The 25603-nt window shown below is 35.0% G+C and carries 23 protein-coding genes and 1 pseudogene; 16 read left to right on the top strand and 8 right to left on the bottom strand.

Features of this window, described 5'->3' with window-relative positions; all coding sequences use genetic code 11:
• The first annotated feature begins 438 nt into the window (after nt 1-438).
• The 3 genes from AKG34_RS12675 (at nt 439) to AKG34_RS12665 (ending at nt 4234) form a co-directional block, all read left to right on the top strand.
• Entirely contained in the window at nt 439-2451 is a 2013-nt protein-coding gene (locus AKG34_RS12675; protein WP_053346394.1) for a bifunctional metallophosphatase/5'-nucleotidase, read from the top strand.
• Nucleotides 2452-2728: 277 nt separating this feature from the next.
• Nucleotides 2729-3343: an NUDIX hydrolase gene (locus AKG34_RS12670; protein WP_053346393.1), complete on the top strand. Its 615-nt coding sequence runs from the start codon at nt 2729-2731 to the stop codon at nt 3341-3343.
• Between the two features lie 93 nt (nt 3344-3436).
• A complete protein-coding gene (locus AKG34_RS12665; protein ID WP_053346392.1) occupies nt 3437-4234 on the top strand; it encodes an endonuclease I family protein in 798 nt (265 codons plus the stop codon).
• Nucleotides 4235-4410: 176 nt separating this feature from the next.
• Here AKG34_RS12665 and AKG34_RS12660 read toward each other — a convergent pair whose 3' ends face one another.
• From AKG34_RS12660 to AKG34_RS12650, 3 genes are all read right to left on the bottom strand, one after another.
• Nucleotides 4411-5475: a lactonase family protein gene (locus tag AKG34_RS12660; RefSeq protein WP_053346391.1), complete on the bottom strand. Its 1065-nt coding sequence runs from the start codon at nt 5473-5475 to the stop codon at nt 4411-4413.
• 135 nt (nt 5476-5610) lie between these two features.
• The gene (gene ade, locus AKG34_RS12655; RefSeq protein WP_053346390.1) at nt 5611-7374 is read right to left on the bottom strand and encodes an adenine deaminase; all 1764 of its coding nucleotides are present in this window, start codon (nt 7372-7374) and stop codon (nt 5611-5613) included.
• A 34-nt stretch (nt 7375-7408) separates the two neighbouring features.
• On the bottom strand, nt 7409-7861 hold the full coding sequence (locus AKG34_RS12650; RefSeq protein WP_053348096.1) for a nucleoside deaminase: 453 nt from the start codon (nt 7859-7861) through the stop codon (nt 7409-7411).
• A gap of 265 nt (nt 7862-8126) precedes the next feature.
• Here AKG34_RS12650 and AKG34_RS12645 point away from each other — a divergent pair, with 265 nt between their 5' ends.
• From AKG34_RS12645 to AKG34_RS29310, 11 genes are all read left to right on the top strand, one after another.
• Nucleotides 8127-9029 carry an AEC family transporter gene (locus AKG34_RS12645; protein WP_053346389.1) on the top strand — a complete coding sequence of 301 codons (903 nt, stop codon included), beginning with the start codon at nt 8127-8129 and terminating at the stop codon, nt 9027-9029.
• Nucleotides 9030-10125: 1096 nt separating this feature from the next.
• Complete coding sequence (locus tag AKG34_RS12640) at nt 10126-10788, top strand: DUF421 domain-containing protein (protein WP_053346388.1); 663 nt, start codon at nt 10126-10128, stop codon at nt 10786-10788.
• Nucleotides 10789-11144: 356 nt separating this feature from the next.
• Nucleotides 11145-11555, top strand: a complete 411-nt coding sequence (locus AKG34_RS12635) for a hypothetical protein (protein WP_053346387.1) — start codon at nt 11145-11147, stop codon at nt 11553-11555.
• Nucleotides 11556-12063: 508 nt separating this feature from the next.
• Entirely contained in the window at nt 12064-12792 is a 729-nt protein-coding gene (locus tag AKG34_RS12630) for an amino acid ABC transporter ATP-binding protein (protein ID WP_053346386.1), read from the top strand.
• Nucleotides 12793-12814: 22 nt separating this feature from the next.
• The gene (locus AKG34_RS12625; protein ID WP_053346385.1) at nt 12815-13642 is read left to right on the top strand and encodes a transporter substrate-binding domain-containing protein; all 828 of its coding nucleotides are present in this window, start codon (nt 12815-12817) and stop codon (nt 13640-13642) included.
• Nucleotides 13643-13768: 126 nt separating this feature from the next.
• The gene (locus AKG34_RS12620; RefSeq protein ID WP_053346384.1) at nt 13769-14407 is read left to right on the top strand and encodes an amino acid ABC transporter permease; all 639 of its coding nucleotides are present in this window, start codon (nt 13769-13771) and stop codon (nt 14405-14407) included.
• Nucleotides 14408-14421: 14 nt separating this feature from the next.
• Nucleotides 14422-15072 (top strand): amino acid ABC transporter permease, encoded by a 651-nt coding sequence (locus AKG34_RS12615; RefSeq protein WP_053346383.1) that lies wholly within the window; start codon nt 14422-14424, stop codon nt 15070-15072.
• Between the two features lie 175 nt (nt 15073-15247).
• Nucleotides 15248-15529, top strand: a complete 282-nt coding sequence (locus AKG34_RS12610; protein ID WP_053346382.1) for a DUF4190 domain-containing protein — start codon at nt 15248-15250, stop codon at nt 15527-15529.
• A gap of 108 nt (nt 15530-15637) precedes the next feature.
• Nucleotides 15638-15958 carry a type II toxin-antitoxin system HicB family antitoxin gene (locus AKG34_RS12605; RefSeq protein ID WP_053346381.1) on the top strand — a complete coding sequence of 107 codons (321 nt, stop codon included), beginning with the start codon at nt 15638-15640 and terminating at the stop codon, nt 15956-15958.
• 649 nt (nt 15959-16607) lie between these two features.
• The gene (locus AKG34_RS12600) at nt 16608-17045 is read left to right on the top strand and encodes a nucleoside 2-deoxyribosyltransferase (protein ID WP_053346380.1); all 438 of its coding nucleotides are present in this window, start codon (nt 16608-16610) and stop codon (nt 17043-17045) included.
• A gap of 104 nt (nt 17046-17149) precedes the next feature.
• Nucleotides 17150-17272: a hypothetical protein gene (locus tag AKG34_RS29310; RefSeq protein WP_269083735.1), complete on the top strand. Its 123-nt coding sequence runs from the start codon at nt 17150-17152 to the stop codon at nt 17270-17272.
• A gap of 418 nt (nt 17273-17690) precedes the next feature.
• On the opposite strand, the gene AKG34_RS12595 is transcribed toward AKG34_RS29310, so the two are convergent.
• The gene (locus AKG34_RS12595) at nt 17691-18437 is read right to left on the bottom strand and encodes a L,D-transpeptidase family protein (protein WP_053346379.1); all 747 of its coding nucleotides are present in this window, start codon (nt 18435-18437) and stop codon (nt 17691-17693) included.
• 223 nt (nt 18438-18660) lie between these two features.
• Here AKG34_RS12595 and AKG34_RS12590 point away from each other — a divergent pair, with 223 nt between their 5' ends.
• Complete coding sequence (locus tag AKG34_RS12590) at nt 18661-19113, top strand: YueI family protein (RefSeq protein ID WP_082527393.1); 453 nt, start codon at nt 18661-18663, stop codon at nt 19111-19113.
• Nucleotides 19114-19289: 176 nt separating this feature from the next.
• On the opposite strand, the gene AKG34_RS12585 is transcribed toward AKG34_RS12590, so the two are convergent.
• From AKG34_RS12585 to AKG34_RS12575, 3 genes and pseudogenes are all read right to left on the bottom strand, one after another.
• Entirely contained in the window at nt 19290-20264 is a 975-nt protein-coding gene (locus AKG34_RS12585) for an AI-2E family transporter (RefSeq protein WP_236694939.1), read from the bottom strand.
• A 482-nt stretch (nt 20265-20746) separates the two neighbouring features.
• Nucleotides 20747-21558: pseudogene (locus tag AKG34_RS12580) on the bottom strand (formate/nitrite transporter family protein).
• 573 nt (nt 21559-22131) lie between these two features.
• Nucleotides 22132-23400, bottom strand: coding sequence for an L-lactate MFS transporter (locus AKG34_RS12575; RefSeq protein ID WP_053346378.1), 1269 nt, complete (start codon nt 23398-23400; stop codon nt 22132-22134).
• A gap of 758 nt (nt 23401-24158) precedes the next feature.
• On the opposite strand from AKG34_RS12575, the gene AKG34_RS12570 reads away from it, so the two are divergent.
• Nucleotides 24159-25247, top strand: coding sequence for a branched-chain amino acid aminotransferase (locus AKG34_RS12570; RefSeq protein WP_053346377.1), 1089 nt, complete (start codon nt 24159-24161; stop codon nt 25245-25247).
• Nucleotides 25248-25396: 149 nt separating this feature from the next.
• Here the strand turns inward: AKG34_RS12570 and AKG34_RS12565 are convergent.
• Nucleotides 25397-25603: transposase (locus AKG34_RS12565; RefSeq protein ID WP_053345888.1), on the bottom strand; the 207-nt coding region annotated here is incomplete at its 5' end.

The raw sequence follows: 25603 nt of genomic DNA, 5'->3' as shown, positions 1-25603 counted from the left end.
TATGTTATCTCCGTTCCTTGAAAAGTACTAGAGGAGTGATGAGAAACTAGAATGCACTAAAAATTGTAGGGTTATATGATTTATATCACCAATTTATAGGAAAGTCAGATGCAATCTGCGCTCTAATTTTCCTGATTCTTTCTTCCTTGAAATCTTGGGAAATTACGAAAAAATCCCAAAGTATATCTTGTGTACTCAAGGTTTTGTTATTGTCTAACTTTAGACGGATATTGTTCTTAGACCTTGAAACTCTTATCTTTAGGAAATCACACAAGGCATGTTTCAGGAATACGAAAACCATCACCGTTTCACATTATTTTCCTATCGTTATAGAACTTATTATTTTTTTAATTAAAGGCAATAAATAATAATATTCCTAATTTAAGAAGGTTGGTTGTTCTTTAATGAACTGAAATGATGAATAAGGGGGGATCTGGGTTGAAGGTATCAATTTTGTACACCTTTTCTATGCTTAGTTCATTGGTAATCGTTTTTTCGTTATTACCAAATAATGTGCTGGTGGCAACAGCAGAGAATGGAATCAAGCAAATCACGATTTTTCACACCAATGACATGCATGGCCATTTGCTGAATAATTCGAATCAGATTGGTATTGATATTATTGCAAGTATGAAAAATATGGAATCGAATTCTCTGCTGATTGATGCTGGGGATGCAACCCAGGGCCTTCCTTTTGCTAATTTAAGAAAAGGTAAAGATGTGATTGCCTTAATGAATGCAGCTGGTTATGATGGTATGGCTTTGGGGAATCATGAATTTGATTTTGGCTTGGAACAAGTGTTAAAGAATGTGGCACTTGCTAAATTTCCTGTTATCTCAGCCAACACGATATATAGGGGCAAACCACTTCTTGCAGGTATAAACGGAAATAACGGGGCGTTCTTCATTAAAGAAATTAATGGAGTAGAAGTAGGGTTCTTTGGAATTACCACTCAAGAAACCGCGTATAAAACTAACCCGAATAATGTGAAGGGAGTTACATTTGAAGATCCTTTAAAAACTGCACAAAATCAGGTCGACAAGTTAGAAAAAGCAGGAGCAGATGTTATTGTCGGTATTGTTCATATAGGTAATGAAACTTCCAGTAAATTGAAAAGTGAAGATGTTGCAATTGAAGTAGATGGAATTGATGTTTTATTGGATGGTCACAGTCATACTCTCATTAATGAGCATGTGAATGGAACATTGATTGCTCAAACCGGCAGTGCAAGTGCAAATGTAGGCAAAGTGGACATTACTCTAAAAAATGATGGAATAGTCGAAGCAAAAGAAACCTTGATATCTAAAACAGAATCTTTGACCTACAAGTCTGAAGTCGAAGTGGCTAACTTCACTAAAAAAATCAGTGAATCACAAGGTACGAGCTTTAATCAAGTTGTTGGCCGAACTGAAACCCCTCTTTGGGGTGCGACAGTAAATGGGATTGCTATCGGCAGGATTAGTGAAACTAACCTAGGAGATTTGATTGCGGATTCAATGGTTTGGTCTGCTTCGTCACAGGTTAAAGAATCCAGTTATGAAAACCAGCCGATTGTCTCCTTGATAAATGGGGGAGGCATACGCGATTCGATACCTGAGGGTATTATTAACCGAGGACAAGTCATTTCAACCCTCCCTTTTGGTAATATTTTATTTCTCAAAGAAGTTAGTCCTGCTATTTTATATGATGTACTGGAAAATGGTGTTTCAAAAATAGAGAGCGTTAATCCGAAAACTGGGTTTATTACCGGTGTGGATGGAAGGTATCCACAAATTTCAGGAATGCGATTTGAATTTGATCCATCGAAAACCGCTGCCAATACGACAGACACTACAAAGCCGTTTACAAAAGGGGAACGGGTCACTAAAATCATTTTACTTGATGCAGAAGGGTCAGATGGCGAAGTATTAAATCGTTCAGACACTACGACAAAAATCGTACTTGCTTCAAATAATTTTGAAACAGCCGGTGGAGATGGCTATACAATGCTAAAAAGCCTAACTAATATTGGTGAAGGTGCTTCATTGGATATAATATTTGAAGAGTACATTACAAAGTTGACCAAAGCGGGGGATGGAGTTTTTTACTATCCGGTAAGCAAAAGTAGGTCAAGGGCAGTTACTTTTCATGTGTACTATCCTTATACTGCAGCTATAACAATCAAAAAAGGCAGAGAGATTGTCGCTAATAGTGAAGTGGTGTATACGATTGATAAAGGGGAACCATTTAAGGGGAAAACAGATGAAAAAGGGATTTTGACTATTGGTCATATCAAATCAGGACCACATTCAATAGCTATCTCATCTAAAGGATTATCAACGTATATTTATGTAAATGATTTGATTGATTCCACAATTATGAATTCAAGTCTTGGATCTGAAGAATATGGCAATGTCAGCAGCTATCAATTTAATCAGCGTACTACCAGAAACAATAACAAGCTGCAATAAAGAGGAGGTTGCTTTTACTAGAAGCTTAGTTTGGTCGAGTCGCAAATACAGGCAGTCACAAATATTGTTTAGCATAAGGATGCTGAAAAAAGCTAATACCAAAAAGGATTGCTACCTTTTGTTTAAATGAATGCTAAATATTGTACATATTAAAGGTAATATTCTGGAATCGTTTTCCTTGCTTAGTTATACCAGATGCTTGAAAATAGAATATAATAAGTGATTGGAGAACAAAAGATCTCATCGTTAATATTATCAGTCAAAAGAGGTGTGGGACATGAAAAATGAAGACATAACCAAAAAATTAACTTTACATAGCCCCGAAATTCTAGGGAGTGGGAATTTTTCAAAGTATGCAGTGCTTTTACCCCTCTTAGAAAAAGAAGATGGCATACATGTTCTTTTTGAAGAGCGCTCACACAAACTAAGAAGGCAGCCAGGGGATATTTGTTTTCCAGGCGGAAGAATCGATAAACAGGATAGTAATGAGCAGGCAGCAGCTCTCAGGGAAACACATGAAGAACTTGGTTTGAAAAAGGAAGATATATATAATGTCTTTCCGATTGATTATCTTGTTTCTCCGTTTGGGATGATTGTTTATCCCTATGCAGGATTTGTCCGTAACCATCATCAAATAACACCTAACCCTTCTGAAGTGGAAACAATTTTTACGGTACCCCTGTCTTTTTTTATAGAAAAACTGCCAGAGATCTATCATGTGAACTATAGAGTCGAACCACCCGAAAACTTCCCCCACAAATTAGTAGTTGGCGGGGAAAATTATAAATGGCAGCCTAGACAAATGGAAGAATATTTCTACTTGTATAACGGCCGAGTAATCTGGGGAATGACGGCGAAAATCCTTACCCATTTTATTGAAATTCTACGTTAGACACTTCTAAAGCACCTTTTATTCTGAATTGAAATCTATTAAACTTTAAATATGGTAAAAGTTAGGTTTAATAAAAGGCGGGGGGATGAGTGGATGAAGTATAGTTTGGAATTACTTGAAAGGGAACGAGAATTGGCATTGGCTGAACTTGTGAAATTCAATGAAAACCGTGAATACTACGATGAAAAAAAAGATCGAAAAATTCAGGAAGAATACTATCAGGCTGGCTCCTGGGACAGAGAAAGACTGAACCACCTGCTTGTAACCACCCACAAAAACCAGCTGAACTACTCCCCACATCGTCATGTTTATCCATGGGTTGATTTACAGGAAAACGGCAAGCTGAAAAGTTTGTATTCCGGGAAAAGGATGGACCCTGTGCAGGTCATTGAGGAAGATATTCGTATCCTTGAAATCTTGACAAAAGACATTCAAACATCAAATGTTGAAAATATTATCGTTAATTGTGAACATGTCGTACCTCAATCATGGTTTAGTAAAAAAGAACCGATGAGGGGGGATTTGCATCACTTATTCGCCTGTGAACCAACTTGTAACAGTAGCCGAGGGAACTATCCATATCATGATTTCAAGGATTATGTGCCTGAGGTATCATCTAGAGGAATAAAAGAGGGGTGCGGAAAGACAGAGGAAGGAAAATTCGAGCCAGAATATGGTAAAGGTATTGTGGCCAGGGCAACTCTGTATTTTTTACTCCGATATGAGGGGATCATTGATAGCGCCAATGTTAACATGGAACTTTTGTTAGAATGGCATCAGCTTTTTCCAGTCAGTCTTTATGAAAAGCATAGAAACCAAGCTATATTTGAAGTGCAGGGTAACCGAAATCCATTTATTGATTTCCCAGAAATGGCGGAGGTATGGAAGTAGAGAAATAAATTTATTCATTTATTATTATCAAATTTGAAAGTCTGTCGTAAAAATAGATTAAAGAAATCAATTTTACAAATGGATATATTAGATAATAATGCATTTGTTTATTGAAAAAGAAAAGGATTGAAGCTGTAGTTTAGCTCCAATCCTTTTTTTGGGTATTACTAATAAGATTAGCCTTGAAGAAATTTCACACATACAGGGAAGGGAACTTGAACATCCTTTTGAAGTAATGTTAATTTTCCAGTACTTTCATTCCGAGAATATAGTGTCAAGTTTCCTGATTCTTCATTAGAAGCAACAAGGAATTTTCCGCTAGGATCTATTGCAAAGTCCCGTGGCCAGTGGCCTTCAGTTGATACCAGTTCAACTAATGTAAGATTACCGGTTGCATGATTAGTTTGGAAAACAGCAATACTATCATGTCCACGGTTTGCGGCATATACGAAATGCCCATCCGCTGAAATATGAATGGCACTGCCTTGATTATTTTCACTAAAATCTTCTGGAACAGTCCGTACGGTTTGTAATTCAGAAAAGCGCCCGTTTAAGCTGTTGTAGCTTAACACAATAACTTCGGGTACTAGCTCTGCCATCACAAATGCAAATTTTCCATTAGGATGGAAGGTCAAATGCCGGGGGCCGCTGCCGGGAGCTACTGATAAACTATTTACTTCTTCCAAGACTCCATTATGTATTTTATAGGTGATGACTTTATCAATTCCGAGATCGACTACCGCTATGAACTTTTCATCCGGTGTGAATCCTGCAAAGTGTGTATGTGCTTTTTCCTGACGATCCTTATTCGGTCCTTTTCCTTCATGACGGATAGTGGATGATACAGGTAGAGGGGTCGCATCTTTCTGAAGTTGATAAGCTTCAATAATGCCGTCTCCGTAATTGGAAGTAACTAAAATGTGTTTCTCGCTATCAATACTGATATGGCAAGAAGACCCATTAGGTGTAAGTTGTTTGCCTAGGTAAGTAAGATCGCTTGAATCTTCATTGATGGAGTAGGCAGAAACACCGCCGCTTCCTGCTTCCTTTAAAATGGCATATAGATGCTTATTGTCTTCGCTAATTGTGATATATGTTGGATCGGTTAATTCTGCTGCAAGTACAGGTGTACTTATTTTTCCTTCAACTGTATCGAGAGTAAAACGATAAATGCCCTTGCTGTTTCCTTTTGTGTATGTTCCTATATATCCTATAATGGTTTGTTGATTCTGTTTTACCATATTTATCCCCTCCAAGAAAGATTTGAGTTTATTTTAACATAGAAAGCACATATATACCTTTTTCCTGGTTTAAGTGGAGTTGGAACCTTTATTATGTAAAAGTTTTTGAATGAAAAAAATCCCCCTTGTAGGGGATTATGTAATTTCCATTCTATTGACTGGTAAAACTGCTTCGATAGAGATGTGCATAAAAGAGGAGACCGAAAATAAGCCTTGGTCTGTCAGTTTAATTTCCGGGATAACAGGAAGTGCTAAAAAGGCGAGAGTCAGGAAAGGATTGAAATGGCGATTAGCACCGAGTGTTAATAACGCCTCGTCGATCCTTTTTAAGGAATCAACAACTTCATTATAAGTACCTGTGCTCATTAATCCGGAAATATGGAGAGGAAGGGAAGCAAGTGTTCTTCCATCTTGGATTACGACTAATCCACCCTGCATCTTTTTAATTTCCTTTGCTGCTATGAGCATATCCTGATCATTCGTGCCCGCAATGATTAAATTATGTGAATCATGGGCGACTGTCGTGGCAATCGCACCTGATTGCAAGCCAAGTCCTTTGACAATTCCGAGCCCTATTTGTTTTGTCAAATGATGCCGTTCAATAACTGCGAGCTTAATGTGATCATTTCGTTCAGAAAACTGGAATTGGCCATTATTAAGATAAACCGGTTCAATCAGGTGCTTTGTAATCAAGCTGTTTGGTGTTATTTCAATAATATTAGCCAATTTATTTTTGAGCTGAATGGATAAATCTTTCTCTGTTATATTATGAAGGTTTACAGAATGTTTTAATTCATTTTCCATAATACATTCCTTGTTTTCTGGAAAGTTTATTAGTTGATTATTTTGTACAATAAGATTTCCATCTTTAAATACGGAGTGAATTTGGAGAGAAACAAGATCATCAAATAGAAGAAAGTCTGCCCTATATCCAGGTGCAATTGCCCCGTGCTCCTTTAAACCAAAGCATTCGGCCGCGTTAATGGTCGCCATTTGAATTGCAGTCAGAGGGGGAATGCCATTTTCTATGGAAAGTCGAACGCTATGGTCAATGCTTCCTTCTGACACAATATCATCCAGATGTCGGTCATCTGTGACAAATAAACAACGACGGGAATTTCTCTCATTTATGGCTGGAACCAGGTTTATTAAGTCTTTGGCAACAGTGCCCTCCCTGATCATAATATACATTCCTTTACGAAGTCTCTCTTTTGCCTCTTTTGCTGTGGTGCATTCATGATCGGTTTTAATACCTGCAGACATATAAACATTGAGCTGTTGTTCGGTTAAGCCCGCGGCGTGGCCATCAATGTTTTTGCCATGTTTTATTGCATCGTTTAATTTTTGTAGCATATCCTCTTCTGTATTGGAGACGGCTGGAAAATTCATCACTTCGGCTAAACCAAGAACCCTTGGATTTTGATAGAATGGGGTTAGATCTTCGCTATTCAAGACAGCACCTGAATGTTCGAATTTTGTCGACGGTACACAAGATGGCATCATAAAGTAGAAGTCAAAAGGAAGGTCATTGGATTGTTCGATCATGTATTGAATGCCCTTTGTTCCTGAAACATTGGCAATTTCATGCGGATCTGCAACAATGCAGGTCACTCCATGTAAAAGCAGTATTTTTGCTAGTTCAGAAGGACGAACCATTGAGGATTCAATATGGACATGACCATCGATAAAGGTGGGTGAAACATATTTACCAGCGGCATCAATTTCTGATTTGCCCTCGTAACTTCCAATACCGGCAAAAAAACCATCCACGATTGCGATGTCGCCAGTATAGGTATCGCCATTAAATACATCAATAATCCGACCATTTTTAATGACGCAATCAGCAGGCTTTCTTCCTGACGCAACGTCGATTCTCCTTTGAATCAAACTTTTTTCCATTATTATGCCCTCCGTTTCTAAAAAATCTTTCCGATTAGTATTTCACTTTTTCCGAATATGTCTCCCATGTACGGAACGGTAAATCATGGTTACTAAAAGACATTTGCTGCATTTTAATAGAACGGCTCTCCATTGGTACCGCGAGTTCTTGGTATATAAATTGGTCATCAAAGCCGATACAGGCCGCATCCTCTTTCGTACAAGCGTAATAAATCACTTTTGGACGGGCCCAATAAAGAGCACCGATACACATTGGACACGGTTCGCAGCTTGTGTATATTTCACAATCAGTAAGCTGGAAACTGTTCAGATTTCTGCAAGCATCACGAATCGCTTGTACTTCAGCATGAGCGGTCGGATCATTGGCTGTTGTCACATTATTACAACCTCTCCCTACGACCACGCCATCTTTTACAATAATAGCCCCAAATGGTCCTCCGTTCTTTGCCAATACATTTTCATATGCAAGTTGAACTGCCATCTCCATGAATTTTACATCCAATAAAAACACCCCTATCAAAATTTTTGATAAACAGTAAATAGTTTGTGTGATGTTTCATGCCGTAAATATAATAAATAATATACCATATATGGATAAAAGTTGAATAATATTTTCAGAAAATAATAAAAAATACTTTTGTGTTAGAAAATATAACGTATAAAATATTTAAAATATTAAGAAGTATTTTTACAAATTATTTTAAAACTGATATTGTTAGAAGAAAATCATTAAGATTATGAAGGTGAAATGTATGGGGTTTTTGGGAGTTCTTTTACCGATATTCGGTATTTTTGTTTTAGGGTTCGTCGGTCAGAAAAGGTTTCAACTTGATACAAAATCCATTTCGACGGCAGCATTATATTTAATGTCACCTTTTCTTGTGTTCCGTACTTTTTATACAGCTGAATTTAATGTTAATTATTTTTATCTGTTTTTATTCACGATTGTACTCTGTCTTTCTCTTATTTTGGTTGTCTATATCATTTCGTTTTTTCGTAATTATACAGTAACGGAAACGAGTGGGATGATCTTAGCGTCCGCATTCATGAATAATGGAAATTACGGAACACCAGTCATTTTCCTTCTATTTGGAGCAGCAGGACTTGATTATGCCATCATTTTAATGGTAGGCCAGCAGTTAGTCATGTGTACAATAGGTATATATTTTGCTGCAAAGGGAAGTCCGGAAGGTAACGGAGTACATTCTGCACTTAAAGCTGTGTGTAGGATGCCGATTGTGTACGGAGCAATTGCAGGTGTGGTTTTTAAGCTTGTGAACATTCCTTTAAGCAATTCGGTTATGGAAGCCGTCAACCTTGTTGCAAATGCGGCAATTCCGACAATTATGATTACACTTGGAATGCAGCTTGCCAACATCTCACTAAAAAAAATCGCGCTACAAAAGCTCTCTATCTCGTTGCTGGTAAAGCTTGCTATATCTCCAGCCATTGCTTTCCTATTATCACTTGCTTTGCCGGTAGATGATATGGTCAGGCATATTATGATTATCGTAGCTGCTATGCCGACGGCAGCTAACACCACGATGTACGCTCTCCAATTTAATACGGAGCCTGAATTTGTATCAAGTGCCACGTTCATTAGTACATCCTTAAGTTTGATTACGCTTCCTATTGTCTTTTTCTTTGTATTATAGATAATATTTTAATATTTATGAAAATAAATTAGGGAATTTTAGTTTATTATGAAACTTAAAATCTTAAACCTCTTGGCCATGAATAAGATGTGTGAAAAACTTGTACATGAATAATCTGTACAAGTTTTTTTACATTGCAAAAGTGTATAAGGATAATTGATGTTAAAATTCATATACTATTATGCAATAAGAGATACGTGGATTAAAAAGCAATGCATCCATCCAAGTAGATGGGAAAAAACCAAAAGCCCTAATAAATAAAAACCCATCAATAAGACATTAAGAACGATAATAGATGATAGATAAGTGGGCGAGTACAGTTTTTTTCTCTTTAGATAGCATCAAGTTAACCATCCTTTCGAAATGTTAATTTTACTATAAAGGGATTTCAGAAAAGGTTGCCCAATGACTATTTTTGAACCTGTTGATCAATGATACATTTTTCTTCCTCGTATAGGTGGGGAATCGTTAGAAAGATATACTTAATGTTGTAAAACCGCATTTTCAGAACGGTACCCCAATTAGCGCAATTAGGAGAAGACCTGCAGTGATTCCAATAAAGACTGGATTAATCATAGCTGCAAGATTCAAGAGAATAACGCTTAATAAGGATGGCGTAATTGCCAATGGAAAATGCTTGTTCATATTTCACAATATTTTTCAAAAACCAAATAATAGATGGTGAATAAAGACATATAGATCAGTCAATAATAGGGAACGAAAAATAGCTAAGAGAACTGATTTAAAGTTATGGTTAGGAAAGAATAGAAAAGGCCTAAGTTAGGAAAGTTACTTAATAATTGTAACGGTATTACTCTGTCTGAACTTAGTAGCGGCAAGGGTAAATAGAAATAGCATTAGTAGAACAACTCAAACTAAGAAATTAAGCTGACTTTGACAAATGCAGCTATTATCAATCATTAAGGCTCTGAAAAAAATGGACATAATAATTATGATGGTTTATAGAGCAAATAAAGTGAGGGGATTATATGGAAGGAGAAAACCACGAAAAGTATACGGGTCTGATTTAGATCTGTTGTATTTATTGGAATAAGAAATCTCAATGAAATTTGAAACATACTAAAAGGAGCTTTTCATGGAAGACTTAATGCAACCAATTATTCGTACAGGTATTTCCTATATAGTCTTACTTGTTTTTACATATTTGTATGGTAAACGCATGAATTCCCAACTAAATTATTATAGTTTTGCTTTATCCGTAACAGTTGGCTCCTATATTGCAAATATGGGATTTGATACAAACCTTAAATTTTTTCCAACACTTGCTTCTTTTCTAACACTGATTTTTATCTTTTTTCTATCTTCTATTTTTTCTTTCAAACAAAGAGGTTTTCGAAAATACTTATCAGGACAGCCTATTATTATTATTGAAAAAGGGGAAATCAATGAGTTTAACATGAGAAAAGCTAAATATTCTATCGATGATTTAAAACAGCAAATCAGGGAACAAGGGGTATTTAAGATAGATCAAATAGAAACAGCAATACTCGAAGTTAGTGGTAAACTTTCGATTGAAAAAAAAGAAGAATACCAGCCATTATTGAAGAAAGATAAAGATCTATTATCTTCCGAAATTCCCATTGAGCTCATATATAATGGTGTAATTATTACAAAAAATTTAACCTCTGTCTACAACAAAGAATGGGTTATGAAACAATGCAAAGATCGCAAAATAACGGCTAAGGATGTTCGATATGGAGTCGTCGGCAGGAATGGAGTTTTTTATGTAATGAATTGATAGGAGATAATTATGTAGTATTCAGGATATTTTAACACCACAAGATTCATAAAATCCTATATGCTAATTTAGCTTCAAAAATGAAAAAAGCTCCATTAACAGGTGGGGCCTAGACATCATGGCTTCTTTAGTGTTCTAATAAAACTTCCTGGAGAAGTTTGGAATGATGCAAGATCCTTTGTTACAGGATGCGTAGCTATAGAGTATTGGAATGATTCAACTAAAGAAAAAGGGGCAGTCTGGCATGTGGAATTTAGCATAAAATCTTAAAGCTGAGCTTACTTTTTTTATTTTCTGCGCAGCTAGTTTATAATTTTCTATACAATTATTTTTAAAAAAACTGGGGAGGAGATTTTGTGTTTCAGACTCAAATCCAACTAGCTAATCCTGACAAAATTGATTCCGTTTTAAAAGAAATTGTTCAAAACTCCTATGAAGAGGTGCGGGAAGAAAGACTTCTGCTATGTATGGAATGTGGAGATGTGGATCTTTATATCGCCGCTTCAAATCATGAAGAACTTCAAGATGCGATTAACGAAAATTTTGAAATTGATGAATGTGGTGAAATCATAAAGTTAGAAGAACACCAACAACTTATGGATGATCTATACGAGTATTTCTTAAAGCTGCATAAGGAAAGTAATTTGTTTGATTTTTTTCCTGCAGGTTATTATATTGTGGATGGGGAAAGTCGTGAATCGGAAACGGATATGTTGGGACCAAAAGGTCTATTTTCAGCGCCGTTTGAAGATGCTATAAAGGAATAAAAAAGACGGCGTATTGCTGTCTTTTTTATTGGTCTACTTGTTTTATTAACATTTGCTGTCTTCCGCTAAAACGTACGTACCGCTGACCGGTATTTTTGGGAAATAAATACTTTTTTTTGATTATGAAGGAAAATAACGTGTGGTGAAATAGACCTAATTAGGTGAAATTTATGAAATATAGCAATAATATCATGAAACATATTAAGGTTTTTAACAATTTTAAGTTTATATGGTAATTTTAAGAAATGTTAGATATAATAAAAATGTAATGATAGAATATGATATTTAAATTACTAGTTTAATATAGCTTTAATAATCGTCTTATATATTTTCATCGTTTCAAGGGAAATAATAGAAGATGAAGGTTTAACTTATGATTTCAGATAGATATTAAAAAGAAGATGTTTTACCCAACAGATTGCAACTTTATATACTTAGAATTCTGATTATTATTAATTTTCGGACTTTAATCACTTTTACATATCTTACGGGCTTAGGGAGGTTAATTATGATTGTTTTTGATCAAGTTAATAAGTATTATGGTGATTTTCATGTTTTGAAAAATATTAATCTTACAATTAACAAAGGGGAAGTAGTTGTTGTCATTGGTCCATCCGGCTCTGGAAAAAGTACACTGCTTCGTTGTATTAATCGCTTAGAAACGATATCAGAAGGTTCACTTTCGGTTAACGGATTGAATGTAGCGGATAAAAAAACAGATATAAACAAGCTGCGCCGAAATATTGGTATGGTTTTTCAACATTTTCATCTCTATCCTCATAAAACCGTGCTTGAGAATATCATGCTTGCTCCTAAGAAGGTTTTAGGACAAACAGATGCGGAAGCGAAAAAAATCGCGCAAAAGTATTTGGAAAAGGTGGGAATTGCAGATAAAGCAAATTCTTTTCCTTCGCAGCTTTCAGGTGGACAGCAGCAGCGGGTAGCCATTGCTAGAGGCTTGGCTATGGGACCGGAAATCATGTTGTTTGATGAACCAACCTCAGCCTTGGATCCAGAAATGATTGGCGAGGTACTGGATGTAATGAAGGCACTTGCCCATGAAGGAATGACGATGGTCGTAGTAACGCACGAAATGGGATTTGCCCGTGAAGTCGCAGATCGAATCGTTTTCATGGACGAGGGCAAGGTTTTAGAAGAGGCAATACCGGCTGAGTTTTACGCAAATCCTCGTGAAGAGAGGGCTCGATTATTTCTTAGCCGTATATTAAATCATTAAATAAAAAACAGGGGTGAATAACATGTTGAAGAAAAAAAAGTGGTTGCAATTATCATTGCTATCAGTACTGGCTGTAATTTTATTAGCTGGCTGTGGCGGGGACAAAGTGTCCAATAATGGTAAAGAAAGCGGTAGCAAAGACAAAGATAAAGACGTTCTAACACAGGTAAAGGATAAGGATAAGATTGTTTTCGGCGTAAAAAATGATACACGGTTATTCGGCTTGAAAAACCCGAGTACAGGTGAGGTAGAAGGATTCGATATTGATATTGCTAAAGCTCTTGCAGCTGAGATTCTTGGTGACGAAAAGAAAGTTGAATTCAAAGAAGTAACTTCGAAAACAAGAATGGCATTATTGAATAATGGAGATATCGATGCGATTGTAGCTACTATGACAATCACAGATGATCGTAAAAAAGAAGTTGATTTCACTGATGTATACTTTGATGCTGGACAATCTTTACTTGTTAAAAAAGGAAGCGATATTAAAGGTATTGATAGTTTAAAAGGTAAAAAGGTATTGGCTGTAAAAGGTTCTACTTCAGCCATAAATATCCGTGAAAAAGCTCCTGACGCACAAGTACTGGAATTTGAAAACTATTCTGAAGCATTTGCTGCACTTAAGTCTGGCCAAGGCGACGCCTTAACTACAGATGATTCCATCCTTTATGGAATGGCAGATGAAGATCCGAATTATGAGCTTGTTGGTGGTACATTTACAGACGAACCTTATGGAATTGCTGTTAAAAAAGGGAATGAAAACTTTGTGGCTGAATTGAATAAGGCACTTAAGTCTCTTAAAGATTCAGGCAAGTATGATGAAATCCATGATAAATGGATTAAACATTAATACATTTACCTTTTAAAAAGGTGAATAAGTTTAAATTGGATTTTTATAATAATTCTGAAGTTTAAACATTGTCATCTGTCAGGATGAGCAAATTACTCATCCTGATTAGTTAGGGGAGTGTATGCCGTGCTTGATTTCTCCATTTTAACAGAGAATCTAGATATGTATTTAGTAGGCTTCAAAAATACAATCATGTCGAGTTTGATAGCGTTGGTAGCGAGTTTGATTCTTGGTGTGCTTGTTGCTATTATGCGGATAGCCCCGCTAAAGCCACTAAACTGGCTTGGAACCGCCTATGTCGAGATTATTCGAAATATTCCGTTATTGATTATTACATTTTTCTTCTTTTTGGGTCTTAAATTAAGTGGAATATACGCAGGAACCTTAGCCTTAACTATTTACACGTCATCTTTTATAGCAGAAGCCATTCGAGCTGGTATACTTTCTGTACCAAAGGGCCAAATGGAAGCTGCGCGTTCATCAGGACTGACCTATGGGCAGGCAATGAGACTTGTCATTCTGCCACAAGCAGTAAAAATAGTTATTCCCCCGCTTGGAAACCAATTTATCAATCTTGTTAAAAATTCTTCCATTTTAGCCGTGGTTGCTGGGCTTGATCTTATGTACCATGGTGATTTGATTTCTTCAAGGACATTTATTGTATTCGATGTCTATATTTTCGTCGCAGCTTTTTACTTAATTCTTACCATTCCTTTAAGTCTTGGCGTTGGTTATTTAGAAAAACGTCTGGCTAAGAGTAATTGAGGGAGGTATAAGACATGGATTTTGCAGGTGCCTATACACCAGATAATATCAAATTTTTATTAGAAGGTTTTTGGGTAACAATACAGGTGGCCTTTGTATCTATTATTTTGAGTTTCATTATTGGTGGGCTTGTGGGAATAATTCGGTATGCAAAAGTGCCAGTGTTATCACAAATATTGGCAATGATTGTGGAAACAGTACGTAATTTACCACTGCTATTAATTATATTTTTTACGTATTTTGCTTTACCAGAGGTACGAATAAAATTAGAAATCATTCCGGCTGCTATCGTTGCCTTGACAATTTTTGAGTCAGCCATGCTTTCTGAGGTAATTCGAAGTGGATTAAAATCCGTTGATAAAGGCCAAATGGAGGCTGCGCGTTCATCAGGTTTGAGCTATGTACAGGCATTGATACATATCATCCTCCCTCAGGCTTTGCGCCGCATGGTACCTCCTATTGTCAGTCAATTTATATCTTTATTAAAGGATACCTCTTTAGCGGTTGTTATATCATTACCGGAGCTAACTCATCATGGCCAAATTATTTATGGGCAAAGTCAAAAATTTTTGATACCAATTTTAATTCTCGTTGCTCTCATGTATTTCGTCGTTAATTATAGTTTGTCTATAGTAGCACAGAGACTTGAATTGAAACGAACTTAAAAAATCCGACTCATTTATTTGAGTCGGATTTTTTAACATTCATGTTTTATTTGGAGGATTCATTCCACTCAATTGGCATTGTATCAAAAAGTAGTTTGTAATGAATTACTCAATAAATGAATCTTTTACTGACATAAACCGTATATATAAGTAAAAAAGAAAGTAGGTGGAATAATTGTCTGAAATTAAACAAAGTAATAGTAAAGCAATTGTATCATTAATTATGGGGATTTTATCTCTTCTTATTCCATTCATCGGAATTATATTAGGTATTCTAGGTTTGATTTTTGCTTCAAAGAGTAAAAAAGAAATGGCCCAATCGGGGGAATCTGGAAAGGGTTTGGTGACTGCTGGTAAAATATGTAGTATTATCGGAATAATCCTAAATGTGATTATGATTCTTATTTTTCTTGTGTTATTTTTTTTCACAGTAAATACGGACAGTATGGTTTATTAAATTTCAAATGTAAATTTGACAAAGAAAAATAAGTTGAAATTATTTTAAATGGAATTTTGTGCTATAATTAACATAAAAACCTAAAGATTCATAGGAGGGATGATATTTTTGACCGTTCAAATCTATGAGTATCCAGCCGTTTTTTATTACGAAAAACACCCCTTAATATTAGACTCATTTTCCGTTCAAGTTTGTTTTCCAGATTTTAAGCGAAAAGGATTTATCTCTACCGTTAGCGGCAGAAATCGGGTCGAAGCTTTAGCTTGTGCTCAAGAACTGTTAGAATCCATGGTCGAACATTTTATTCACGACAAAAAAACAATCCCTGATGCCAGTGAAATGGAAAAAGTGAATTTAGATAGAGGTATTAATATATGCGAGGCTGCTCCATTTCGCATTGAAATAGAAAATATCATATATGAGAAATAAAAAAACCTTGCCTGGTAGAAGACAAGGTTTTTTGTTTGATAATAATAACATCTATGAGTCCTTTAGAAGTTGTAAAAACGGAAGTATCTAGCTGAAAAGAAAAATGCCATTTAGGTTACCGGCTTATGTAATAGCCCAATTGAAATCGCTAGATCTTGTAACTGCAGAAAATAATTCATTCGCCTAAAAATAACCTTATATAAAATTGGCACATTGGTATGTAAAAAACGTTACAAAGATATTGGGTCTTGTATTCTCGAGCCTAAAAAGGCATACTTGTTTGTTAATGTTATGATCTCGAAACCAGGAAAACAATGATAGTAAATGAAGAGATATAAGATGAGAACTTTTTTCCTGAAGGCATGGAGAGCGCATCCGATTATTGAGTTATAATATGGGGGCACAGGGGAAAGAGACCTTCTTTGAAAAATATAATATTGAAAACAAAACCATCATTACCTATAGAGGAATGATGGCTTTTTTTAAAAAAATTAAATAAAATAAGAAAAACAAGTATTTAAAGAAATAATCCTTATTTATTAAAATTAATATTTTTTTGGAAAGGATATTGCGTTCTCTATAACGAATATGTATAGTAAAGGTAATCTAGGTAAAAAGTATCAATAGTTAAAGATTTGGAGGTATATGAATGAAATATTATATAGCATCAGACGAAAAAAATTTGAAGCAAGTTAGATCGTTGATAAAAAAATTGAATGCCAAGGGATTTACATGTGTAAATGACTCGAATTTAATCGAGAACGACGATAAACAAGGAGTTATAGATAGTATAGGGGAGTACGAAAAAAAGGGGATTGAGGATGCAGATTTTATGCTAATTTTTCTTACTGCAGGTAAAGGAAATCTTTATGAGCTTGGATATGCTTTGTCCTTAAATAAGAAAATTGTTGTATATTCTCCAGAGAAAGACAATTACCATATTAATAAAAAATCAATTTTCCATAATTTACCTGGAGTAACTATCTGTAGTGGAACGTTATATAAGCTTGTTAAATTGATACATACGCTTTCTTCACAAGGAGTAGATGAAACAAGTTCATTGCCCTTAAATAAATCTCAAATGTAGAAATAGGTAAAGATACCCTCAAATAAAATATCTTTTGAACGTAATGTTTAATATATTAAAAATGAGGGTAAAAGTTACTTAAACTAAAAGGGAGGCAGACTGTTTTGGCTATTATAGATATCGACCAATTGTTGCTAGCTACAGAAGAGATTGCCGAAGAGTCAGTTCCATTCAATCTCTATACATTTGATATTGATCAATTATTAGATAAAACGGATAACTGGTAAAGTAAAGCATGCCTAGAGGATATGCTTCTTTTCTGTGGGAAAATTAACCTGATTACCATTATAAAAAGAAATATAAAGTAATCAGGCAATGAAGTTCATATTAAGAAGTGGGAAAAAAATTAAAAATGGCGCCCTTTAACGAATCCTAAAATCACAAACATTGATATAGTACCGGCAACAAAAGTTACTTTAAGTATATTTATGAGTAGTTCATCGTACATTTGTATTCCCTCCTTGTATGTAATGAAAGACAATGCGGTTATGATTAGCTGTTTATGTATAAATTATAACATAAATTTTACAAGTGAAGGTGGGAAAAAGGCACCGAAATGTATGAGAATGTAATAATTGTTACATTTTAGACTAAAATCTAGCCGAAAAAAAGATATCATCAATAACAGATGATATCATTGATCGATTATTTAATTCCAAGGGCTTTCTTCGTTTTTGGTCCAACTATCCCATCAGGTGTTAGTTTGTTATTCTTCTGGAATTTCTTTACAGATATTTCTGTATTATTTCCAAATACCCCATCTATCCCCTTTGTACTATATCCAAGAGTTGTTAATCTTTTTTGAAGTTCACGTACTTGTGGTCCGTTGCTTCCTTTCTTTAAAATTGAAATTGTATTCCCCACTGGGATACTCTCTGATCCGCTAACCTTATATCCATTTGTAGCCGCTATGGAAGCAAATGATTTACTGGAACTGGTAATTATGACGGTTGTGTTCATATTAACCTTACCATATAACCACTTTACATCTTCATTATACATACGAACACAGCCGGCACTTATATATTTTCCAATGGAATTTGAATCATTATTTCCATGTATTGCATACGTATTTCCTGGTGTATTTCGTGCATTAATCCCCAACCATCGATTGCCTAGAGGATTTTTTGGATCTCCTCCTCTAATTTTGCCTTTATAATAGGGGCGATTGACAATCTTTGTAACTACCTTAAACTTTCCTTCAGGAGTGTAGGAGGATTTTTTTCCAGTCGCTACGATAAATACCCTCACTAATTTATTATTTTCATAGTAGGCAAGCTGATTATTGGACTTATTGATGATAATCAGTTGTTTTGATGCTGCATCTGAAGAATTACTGTATCCACCAAAACAAAAAAAGAACATTAATACAAATACAATAAATTTTTTCATGTTTTCCCCGTCCTTTATTTAAGTACCTGCATATTCACGCATATACTATCCTATGCACGAAGTGAAGCTAAAGTGACATTTTTTCAAAGGAAAGGTAAACTTAAAATAAGAAGGATTTACTCAAATCGGATTTTATCGTTGCAAAATTACTAAAAAGAAAGAAGGGCACTGTTTGTGGTCACATTACATACATTATTGAAGTGAAACCGGAGGTGGGAAAAGATTGTCACGCTTAAAAGTAGAGGACTACCTTGAACAAGGGATGTACGGTCCAAAAGAAATAAAACCTGGTGAACGAAGGGAATTCCTTGGCACATTACGAGAGCGCGTTATTGTCGTCCTAAAAAAACCTCAAGTATTTGAACTAAATGTATATCCAGAGATTGAGGAAATGATGAAGCAATTTCCACTGTCAAATTTGTTTTTAAATGGTCAAATGGACTATCAATACCTAGGGAAATATATTAAATTAGCTAATCGACATAATATTCCTTACAAAATTGTCCTAAACAAAGACCATAACTCCGAATTAGGCCTAGTACTAGCAGAAAAAAATGCCATAAATAAAGAAGAGATTTATATTGAGAAGAAGAAGCAGTTCAATCAAGTTAAAAAGAAAAACAGTGTCAAAGCATTTATCAAACAATTGGTTAGAAAATTTATAAAAAAACGCTGAAAAATTCAATCAGCGTTTTTTTAGTAAACTCCTATAGGGTTGTGGAAATTCATGAGTAATTAATGAAGTTATATTAAATTACCCTAATAAAATAAAAAGGATGCCTATCTGCTTTATGTATACGTAACTTTTTGTTTTATCAGTTGGAAAAGTTGATCAGATAGCAAATCTGTTAATTATGTATTCATCTTCCTTAACCTATAAAACTTTCTGAAGTTTCCTATAATCGTTTTAACCACAGAATAAGCAGGGATGGCTATAAGAATTCCAATGAATCCGTTTATTGAACCGGCACCAAGTAGCAATAAGATAATGGTTAATGGGTGAATATTAAGTCGTTTCCCAATAATATTCGGAGTAACGAGGTGGCCTTCTGCTTGTTGAACGACAGTAAGGACAATGAGTACTTTTACAGCCAATCCTACATCTTGCTGTAAGGCTATGAAAAGGGCTGGAATAACTCTGATTAATGGACCTAGAAAGGGTACAACGGTAAAAATCATTGCGAAAAGGGCTAATACGAGTGCATAATCGAGTCCAATAATTAGGTACCCCACATACATAAAAGCCCCTATTACGAATGAAACGATGAATTTGCCGATGATATAAGTTGAAAGGGTTTTATCTACATCTTTTAAAATCGCGTTCCCTTCTGGTTCAACTTCAGTCGGTATATACTTTAATAAAAACGGTCTTAGCTTATCTCCATCCTTTAAGAAATAAAATAAGATAAATGGTGTAATAACCAGTACAGTTAGAACACTTATAATCGCAGAGAATATGGTATTAACATTTTCTATAAGTTTTTCAGAATAATTTTTAAAATGGGATATGCCATTTGCTTTCAAGTTTTTTATATTAACCATACCAAAATCATTTTGTTCTATCATGACTTCCGATTCCTTAGAGAATTCCTTGACTTTGCTTGGAAGGTTAGCAGATAATTTTTGGAATTGATCCATGACTACAGGACTTCCAAAGTAACTGCCTGTCCCCGTTATTCCAAATATAACCAAGAAGACAATAAAAATGCTGACTGTCCTTGGTATAAATTTAGTTAAAAAGTTAACGACAGGTCGTAATATATAGTAAAATAGTCCAGCCACAATGATTGGGAAAAACATTGCTGTAATGATTTTTTGAATCGGCAAAAGAATATAATCAATCTTGCCAAAAAATAATTAAAATTATTAAGATAATTCCACATGCATACTTAAAAAAGGGTTTGTTTATCAACAAGACAATCTCCCCTAAATCTCATCTGCTACTTAATTCCCTTGTTAGGCTTAGAGTTAAACAATAATACCAAGAGTAATAAATGATTAGGGGGGCAATAGATGTAATTTGACATTCGATGGTTCAATTACAGACTGTTTTCAAGCGAGTTGTTGATTCTACCTTTAATTAGAATTCAAATATTTCGTAATTCGGAGCAAAGGATGTATTCTAAAGTAATTTCTAATTTAGGGCAGATGCATGTATCTCATTTACTTCACAGAATCATTGAAGTTCTTTAATAAACCAATATATTTTAAGTAATAGGAAGCTGAGACCTCATATTAAAATACCAAAATTCTTTGGTTAAAATGAAAAACAAACCTCCATTGGAAAATGAAGGCGTTGTATAAAAAAATTATGATGATTTTTTTATATACTTTATTTCTTCTACAACTTTTTTGTCCTGACGTGCATAAGCTCCGTAATACAGACCGCCTACGAGAATGGCACCACCAACAGCATTTCCAAGGAAGACTGGGATAAAGTTCATAAAATACTCACCCCAAGTAACGGCACCAACGAAAATTCCTGCTGGAATGACAAACATATTGGCAACAATATGCTGGAATCCAAGTGTAATGAAAGCACAAATCGGCAAGAACAATCCAATGATTTTTCCTGTAGTATCTTCAGCGCTGTATGTAATCCAAATAGCCAGGGCTACCAGCCAGTTACAGCCGACAGCTGAAATGAATGCTTCGATAAAATTGGCATCCACCTTTGATTGTGCTGCAGCTATCGTTTTATTCAAAAAGATATCAGTTTCGGTCAATCCAAGTAGATGTCCGAAAAAGTAAGCAACAAAAATAGCACCTGCGAAGTGGTTATAGCAATTAAGATCCAGTTTATTGATAATTGTTTAACAGATACTTTTTTAGCAAGCGCAGCCATCGATACAGCCATCATATTTCCAGTTAATAATTCTCCGCCGGCAATTACAGTAAGTATTAAACCTAACGGGAATACTAAACCACCTATTAAGTTATTCAGTGTACCCCACTCATGTGGTAAGCCTGCAGTGACCCTTATGTTAAATAAATAGCCCAAAGCGATAAAGGCCCCACCTAGGAAACCTAGTATTATTAGACTAGTTAGTGGCAATGTTGCTTTCTTAGTTCCTGCTTTGATTGCAATTTTCGCCATTTGTTGCGGGTTATAATAACTCATATTGCTCCCCCTACCTGATGTTTCAAAAAAATTTGTTAGAATGTGTTTCTTATTTAGTAGTAAAAACCCTTAAAAATACTTACTAAACAAAGATTACCAACAGTTATTATACATTAGTTTTAAAGATATGCTATTACGAAATAACTAATTTAGGATTTTTTAATAGAAAAAACTAGGCCTTTATCACAGTTTAGGGTGGTTCAAAAATATATAATACAAAAAGAAAATGCTAATAATATAAAGCCTGAATTTTTAAAAGTGTAAATTATAGACTGCCTTCTAAATATGATAAAACGATTTTATACTTTTGAGTTTGAGTGAGATAGGGGGAGTAGGGTAGCTAGTTTTTCTAGAAGGAATAAAAGTACTTTCTTATGAAGTTCCTGAAAAGTGCCCATACAGTAATTGTTTTCAATTTTTATAAAATATAAATTCTGATGAAAATATAATAAAGAGTAAAATATAAAATGAAAAAGGCATTATCACAAGAAAATTCCCAATAAGGAAGTTATCTTGATAATGCCTTGATCTAAAAGATTTATCTAACAATATAGTCAGATAAACAACTCTGGTTTATGATATTTTACTTAATGTATTAGTAAATCCTTGTTTCTGTTCTCTTTGCATTTTTTTGATATCTAAACGTAGCCAGATGGAAATGATGAAAGCGATTGCAATTAATCCAGCGAAAACATAGAACACTGGAATATAACTGTTTGTACTTTCTCTAATTGCGGTAACCAGCATTGGTCCACAAACTCCTCCAAGAGACCATGTTGTTAAAAGATAACCATGGATAGCACCAATTTCTTTTGTTCCAAATAAATCTCCAGCAAATGCAGGGAGATTTGAGAAACCTCCACCATAACAACTAACAACTAACAAAATAAGTCCTTGGAACAATAACGTATTTGTAGTAGTTGGAAGTAAAAGGAATGCTCCGATTTGAATAATAAAGAATATGACGAAAACATTTGAGCGACCGATATAATCAGAGGCTGCTGCCCAACCAAGTCTGCCTCCACCATTAAAGATTCCCATGATACCTACCAGTGCTGCTGCGCCAGCTACAGACAATCCAACTACGTCTTGAGCCATAGGAGAAGCCACAGAAATCATCATTATCCCTGCACTAGTATTAATTAATTTCATAGACCAAAGCATCCAGAAATGTTTTGTTTTAACGGCTTCTTTTGCAGTTAATTGTCTTAGATCTTTTTTAATTTCTTTTTTTCCTGACTCAAAATCTTTTTTCATACCTTCAGGAATGTAATTCGCTTTTGGTGGTGCAATATATGAAGCACCTAAAAACATAAGAATGAAATAGCCTGCTCCTAATATATAATAAGTAGAATAAATTCCAACGGATTCCATAAGACTTGCTGCAACTGGGGCAGTAATAAGAGATCCAGCACCAAAACCGAGTACAGCCATACCTGTTGCTAATCCTCTTCTATCAGGGAACCATTTGACAAGAGTAGATACTGGTGAAATGTACCCAATACCCATACCAAGTCCACTTAATACTCCATATGTTAGTAAGTAAAGTGGAAGTGAATCGATCATGACAGCCAAACCAGAACCGGCTTGTCCTAAACCGAATAATACAGCAGCAACTAAGGCAGATTTTCTTGGACCATTCTTTTCAACAAATTTACCAAAGAAAGCTGCAGAGGTTCCTGCAAGCGCCATCATTATTGTAAATGCTAAAGTTACTTCAGTTTCTGACCACCCCATAGTCTCAACTAAAGGTTTCTTGTATACGCTATATGCGTATGCACCACCAATGGAAAGGTGAATGGCAATAGCAGATAAAGCAATTAACCACCTGTTTTTTTTCATTTTGTTACCCCTTTTCGTGAAGTATAAGAGAGTTGCATGCGTTTTATCTATAATAATATGAATTGCATGCATTTTGTCTATCTCGTGGGATAAGTATATAAGATTATTATTTAGTAGTAAACTACTAAATTGAATTTTACTAAAAAAAATGTTGCTATAACATTCTTATACAAATCCGAATCGGCTTAGAAAAAAATTTTATTTTATATCTTACTCACATAGGGAATAGGAAGACAAATTTAGGTGAGAGGCATAAATTAGCAGCTGTAGAATGTTATATAAGAATCCCTTGTATCTTGATTGTGATTGGCATTTTGAATGTGGCAAATGCCCTTAATTCGCTCCATTCTATCAATTTTGAATCGGTAGTGATTTTCCTTCGCTATTGAAGGTCTTACGTAATCAAGATGGTAATCTACAACGGCAAACGGAAAAGATGCACATTGGCATTATTCAATGATATTTGTTAAAATTAACCTAAGACTTTATAAAAGAATCTTCAGAATTCCAATCAAGCCATTAGAATTAAAGGATTTTAATAGGAATAATAAAAGTTTTTTTCTGACAAAAAAGGAATATTAGAGTCTTTTTTCAGGAATCATACGTAAAGTAATCAAAAAAAATCAAATTATTTTGAAAAAATTCCGAAAATTTAGTCATAAGGGCTTGAACTATGATTCCTGATAGGAGTAAACTAAGTTAAGATAGATTTTATGGAAGTGAAATCTTGTAAAAATATTCAACAAGGGGTTTTGGTAATGAAGGAACATGACATGCAAATCACGCTTAGTACAACAAAGAAAGAAAAACCACAAGCGGACCAGCTTGAGTTCGGTAAGAAATTTACCGATCATATGTTTATTATGGATTACACACGAGGGCAAGGGTGGCATGATCCAAGAATTGTTCCTTATCAACCGCTCGCATTAGAGCCGTCAGCTATGATTTTTCACTATGGACAATCTGTTTTTGAAGGATTAAAAGCATATGTATCATCAGATGATGAAATTATTTTATTCCGCCCGAAAAAGAATTTTGAACGCTTAAATAATTCAAATAGTCGCCTATGTATACCAGATGTTGATGTGGAATTCGCGTTAAAGGCCTTAAAAACCTTAATTAGCGTTGATAAAGAATGGATTCCTCGAGCAGAAGGGACGTCCTTATATATTCGACCTTTTATTATAGCTACTGAACCTTATCTCGGAGTTTCTCCATCAGATCGCTATCAATTTATCATCATTATGTCACCGGTAGGTTCTTATTATAAAGAGGGAATTCACCCTGTTAAAATAGCGGTGGAATCAGCTTTTACACGTGCCGTAAATGGTGGTACAGGAGAAGCTAAAACAGGCGGTAATTATGCATCAAGCCTTAAAGCTCAAGAGGAATCTGAAAAGATGGGATATTCTCAAGTGCTTTGGCTAGACGGAGTAGAAAAAAAATATATTGAAGAAGTAGGAAGCATGAATGTCTTCTTCAAAATCAATGGTGAAATCATTACTCCAGCTTTAAATGGTAGCATCCTTTCAGGAATTACTCGGGATTCTATTATTGAATTGTTAAAGCATTGGAATCTTCCAGTAACAGAACGGCGTATTTCTATGGAGGAAGTCTATGAAGCCTTTAAATCAGGACAATTAGAAGAAGCATTCGGTACTGGTACAGCTGCTGTGATTTCTCCAATTGGTGAATTCTTGTGGAATGGTGAAGAAATGATAGTTCAAAACGGAGAGACTGGTGAATTATCTAAAAAACTTTATGATACATTAACTGGTATCCAAACAGGTAAGGTTGAAGATGAATTAAACTGGACTACGAAAGTTGAAGAAAAAGTCACTCAATAATATTTTAAAACAAAAAAACCTTCTATGAAGGTTTTTTTGTTCAGTTTGTAGACAAAAGGGGTTCGGAATTATAAAATTCCGAACCCCTTTTGAAATTCCCTTTGAATTTTGGCCCAAGGTTAAGATTGGGGCTCTACGAGCCCACTCTGTTAGGCCATTTTTGGACCTTGCCATGTCCAATTGGCCATCTTCTTTAAATTAATGGCAGCGAAAGTAAGCATCGCCTGCATCGACAATTTTTTAAGTCCCCTTAAAGTAGTCCAACGCATACCATGCTTTTCTTTTGCATCTGCGAATACACGCTCAATCGTTTCTTTACGTTTCGCATATATAGGTTTTACATCTTGATGAGTACG

Origin of the sequence: Peribacillus butanolivorans (assembly GCF_001273755.1) — a bacterium.
In the GTDB taxonomy this organism is placed as follows: Bacteria; Bacillota; Bacilli; order Bacillales; family DSM-1321; genus Peribacillus; species Peribacillus butanolivorans.
Note: the sequence above shows the minus strand (reverse complement) of the source record. Positions and strands in the feature narration are given on the sequence as shown.

Coding starts and splice junctions, on each gene's coding strand:
- AKG34_RS12670 (WP_053346393.1), top strand. CDS start 2,729: ATGAAAAATGAAGACATAACCAAAAAATTAACTTTACATAGCCCCGAA.
- AKG34_RS12665 (WP_053346392.1), top strand. CDS start 3,437: ATGAAGTATAGTTTGGAATTACTTGAAAGGGAACGAGAATTGGCATTG.
- AKG34_RS12660 (WP_053346391.1), bottom strand. CDS start 5,475: ATGGTAAAACAGAATCAACAAACCATTATAGGATATATAGGAACATAC.
- ade (WP_053346390.1), bottom strand. CDS start 7,374: ATGGAAAAAAGTTTGATTCAAAGGAGAATCGACGTTGCGTCAGGAAGA.
- AKG34_RS12650 (WP_053348096.1), bottom strand. CDS start 7,861: ATGGAGATGGCAGTTCAACTTGCATATGAAAATGTATTGGCAAAGAAC.
- AKG34_RS12645 (WP_053346389.1), top strand. CDS start 8,127: ATGGGGTTTTTGGGAGTTCTTTTACCGATATTCGGTATTTTTGTTTTA.
- AKG34_RS12640 (WP_053346388.1), top strand. CDS start 10,126: ATGGAAGACTTAATGCAACCAATTATTCGTACAGGTATTTCCTATATA.
- AKG34_RS12630 (WP_053346386.1), top strand. CDS start 12,064: ATGATTGTTTTTGATCAAGTTAATAAGTATTATGGTGATTTTCATGTT.
- AKG34_RS12625 (WP_053346385.1), top strand. CDS start 12,815: ATGTTGAAGAAAAAAAAGTGGTTGCAATTATCATTGCTATCAGTACTG.
- AKG34_RS12615 (WP_053346383.1), top strand. CDS start 14,422: ATGGATTTTGCAGGTGCCTATACACCAGATAATATCAAATTTTTATTA.
- AKG34_RS12600 (WP_053346380.1), top strand. CDS start 16,608: ATGAAATATTATATAGCATCAGACGAAAAAAATTTGAAGCAAGTTAGA.
- AKG34_RS12595 (WP_053346379.1), bottom strand. CDS start 18,437: ATGAAAAAATTTATTGTATTTGTATTAATGTTCTTTTTTTGTTTTGGT.
- AKG34_RS12575 (WP_053346378.1), bottom strand. CDS start 23,400: ATGAAAAAAAACAGGTGGTTAATTGCTTTATCTGCTATTGCCATTCAC.
- AKG34_RS12570 (WP_053346377.1), top strand. CDS start 24,159: ATGAAGGAACATGACATGCAAATCACGCTTAGTACAACAAAGAAAGAA.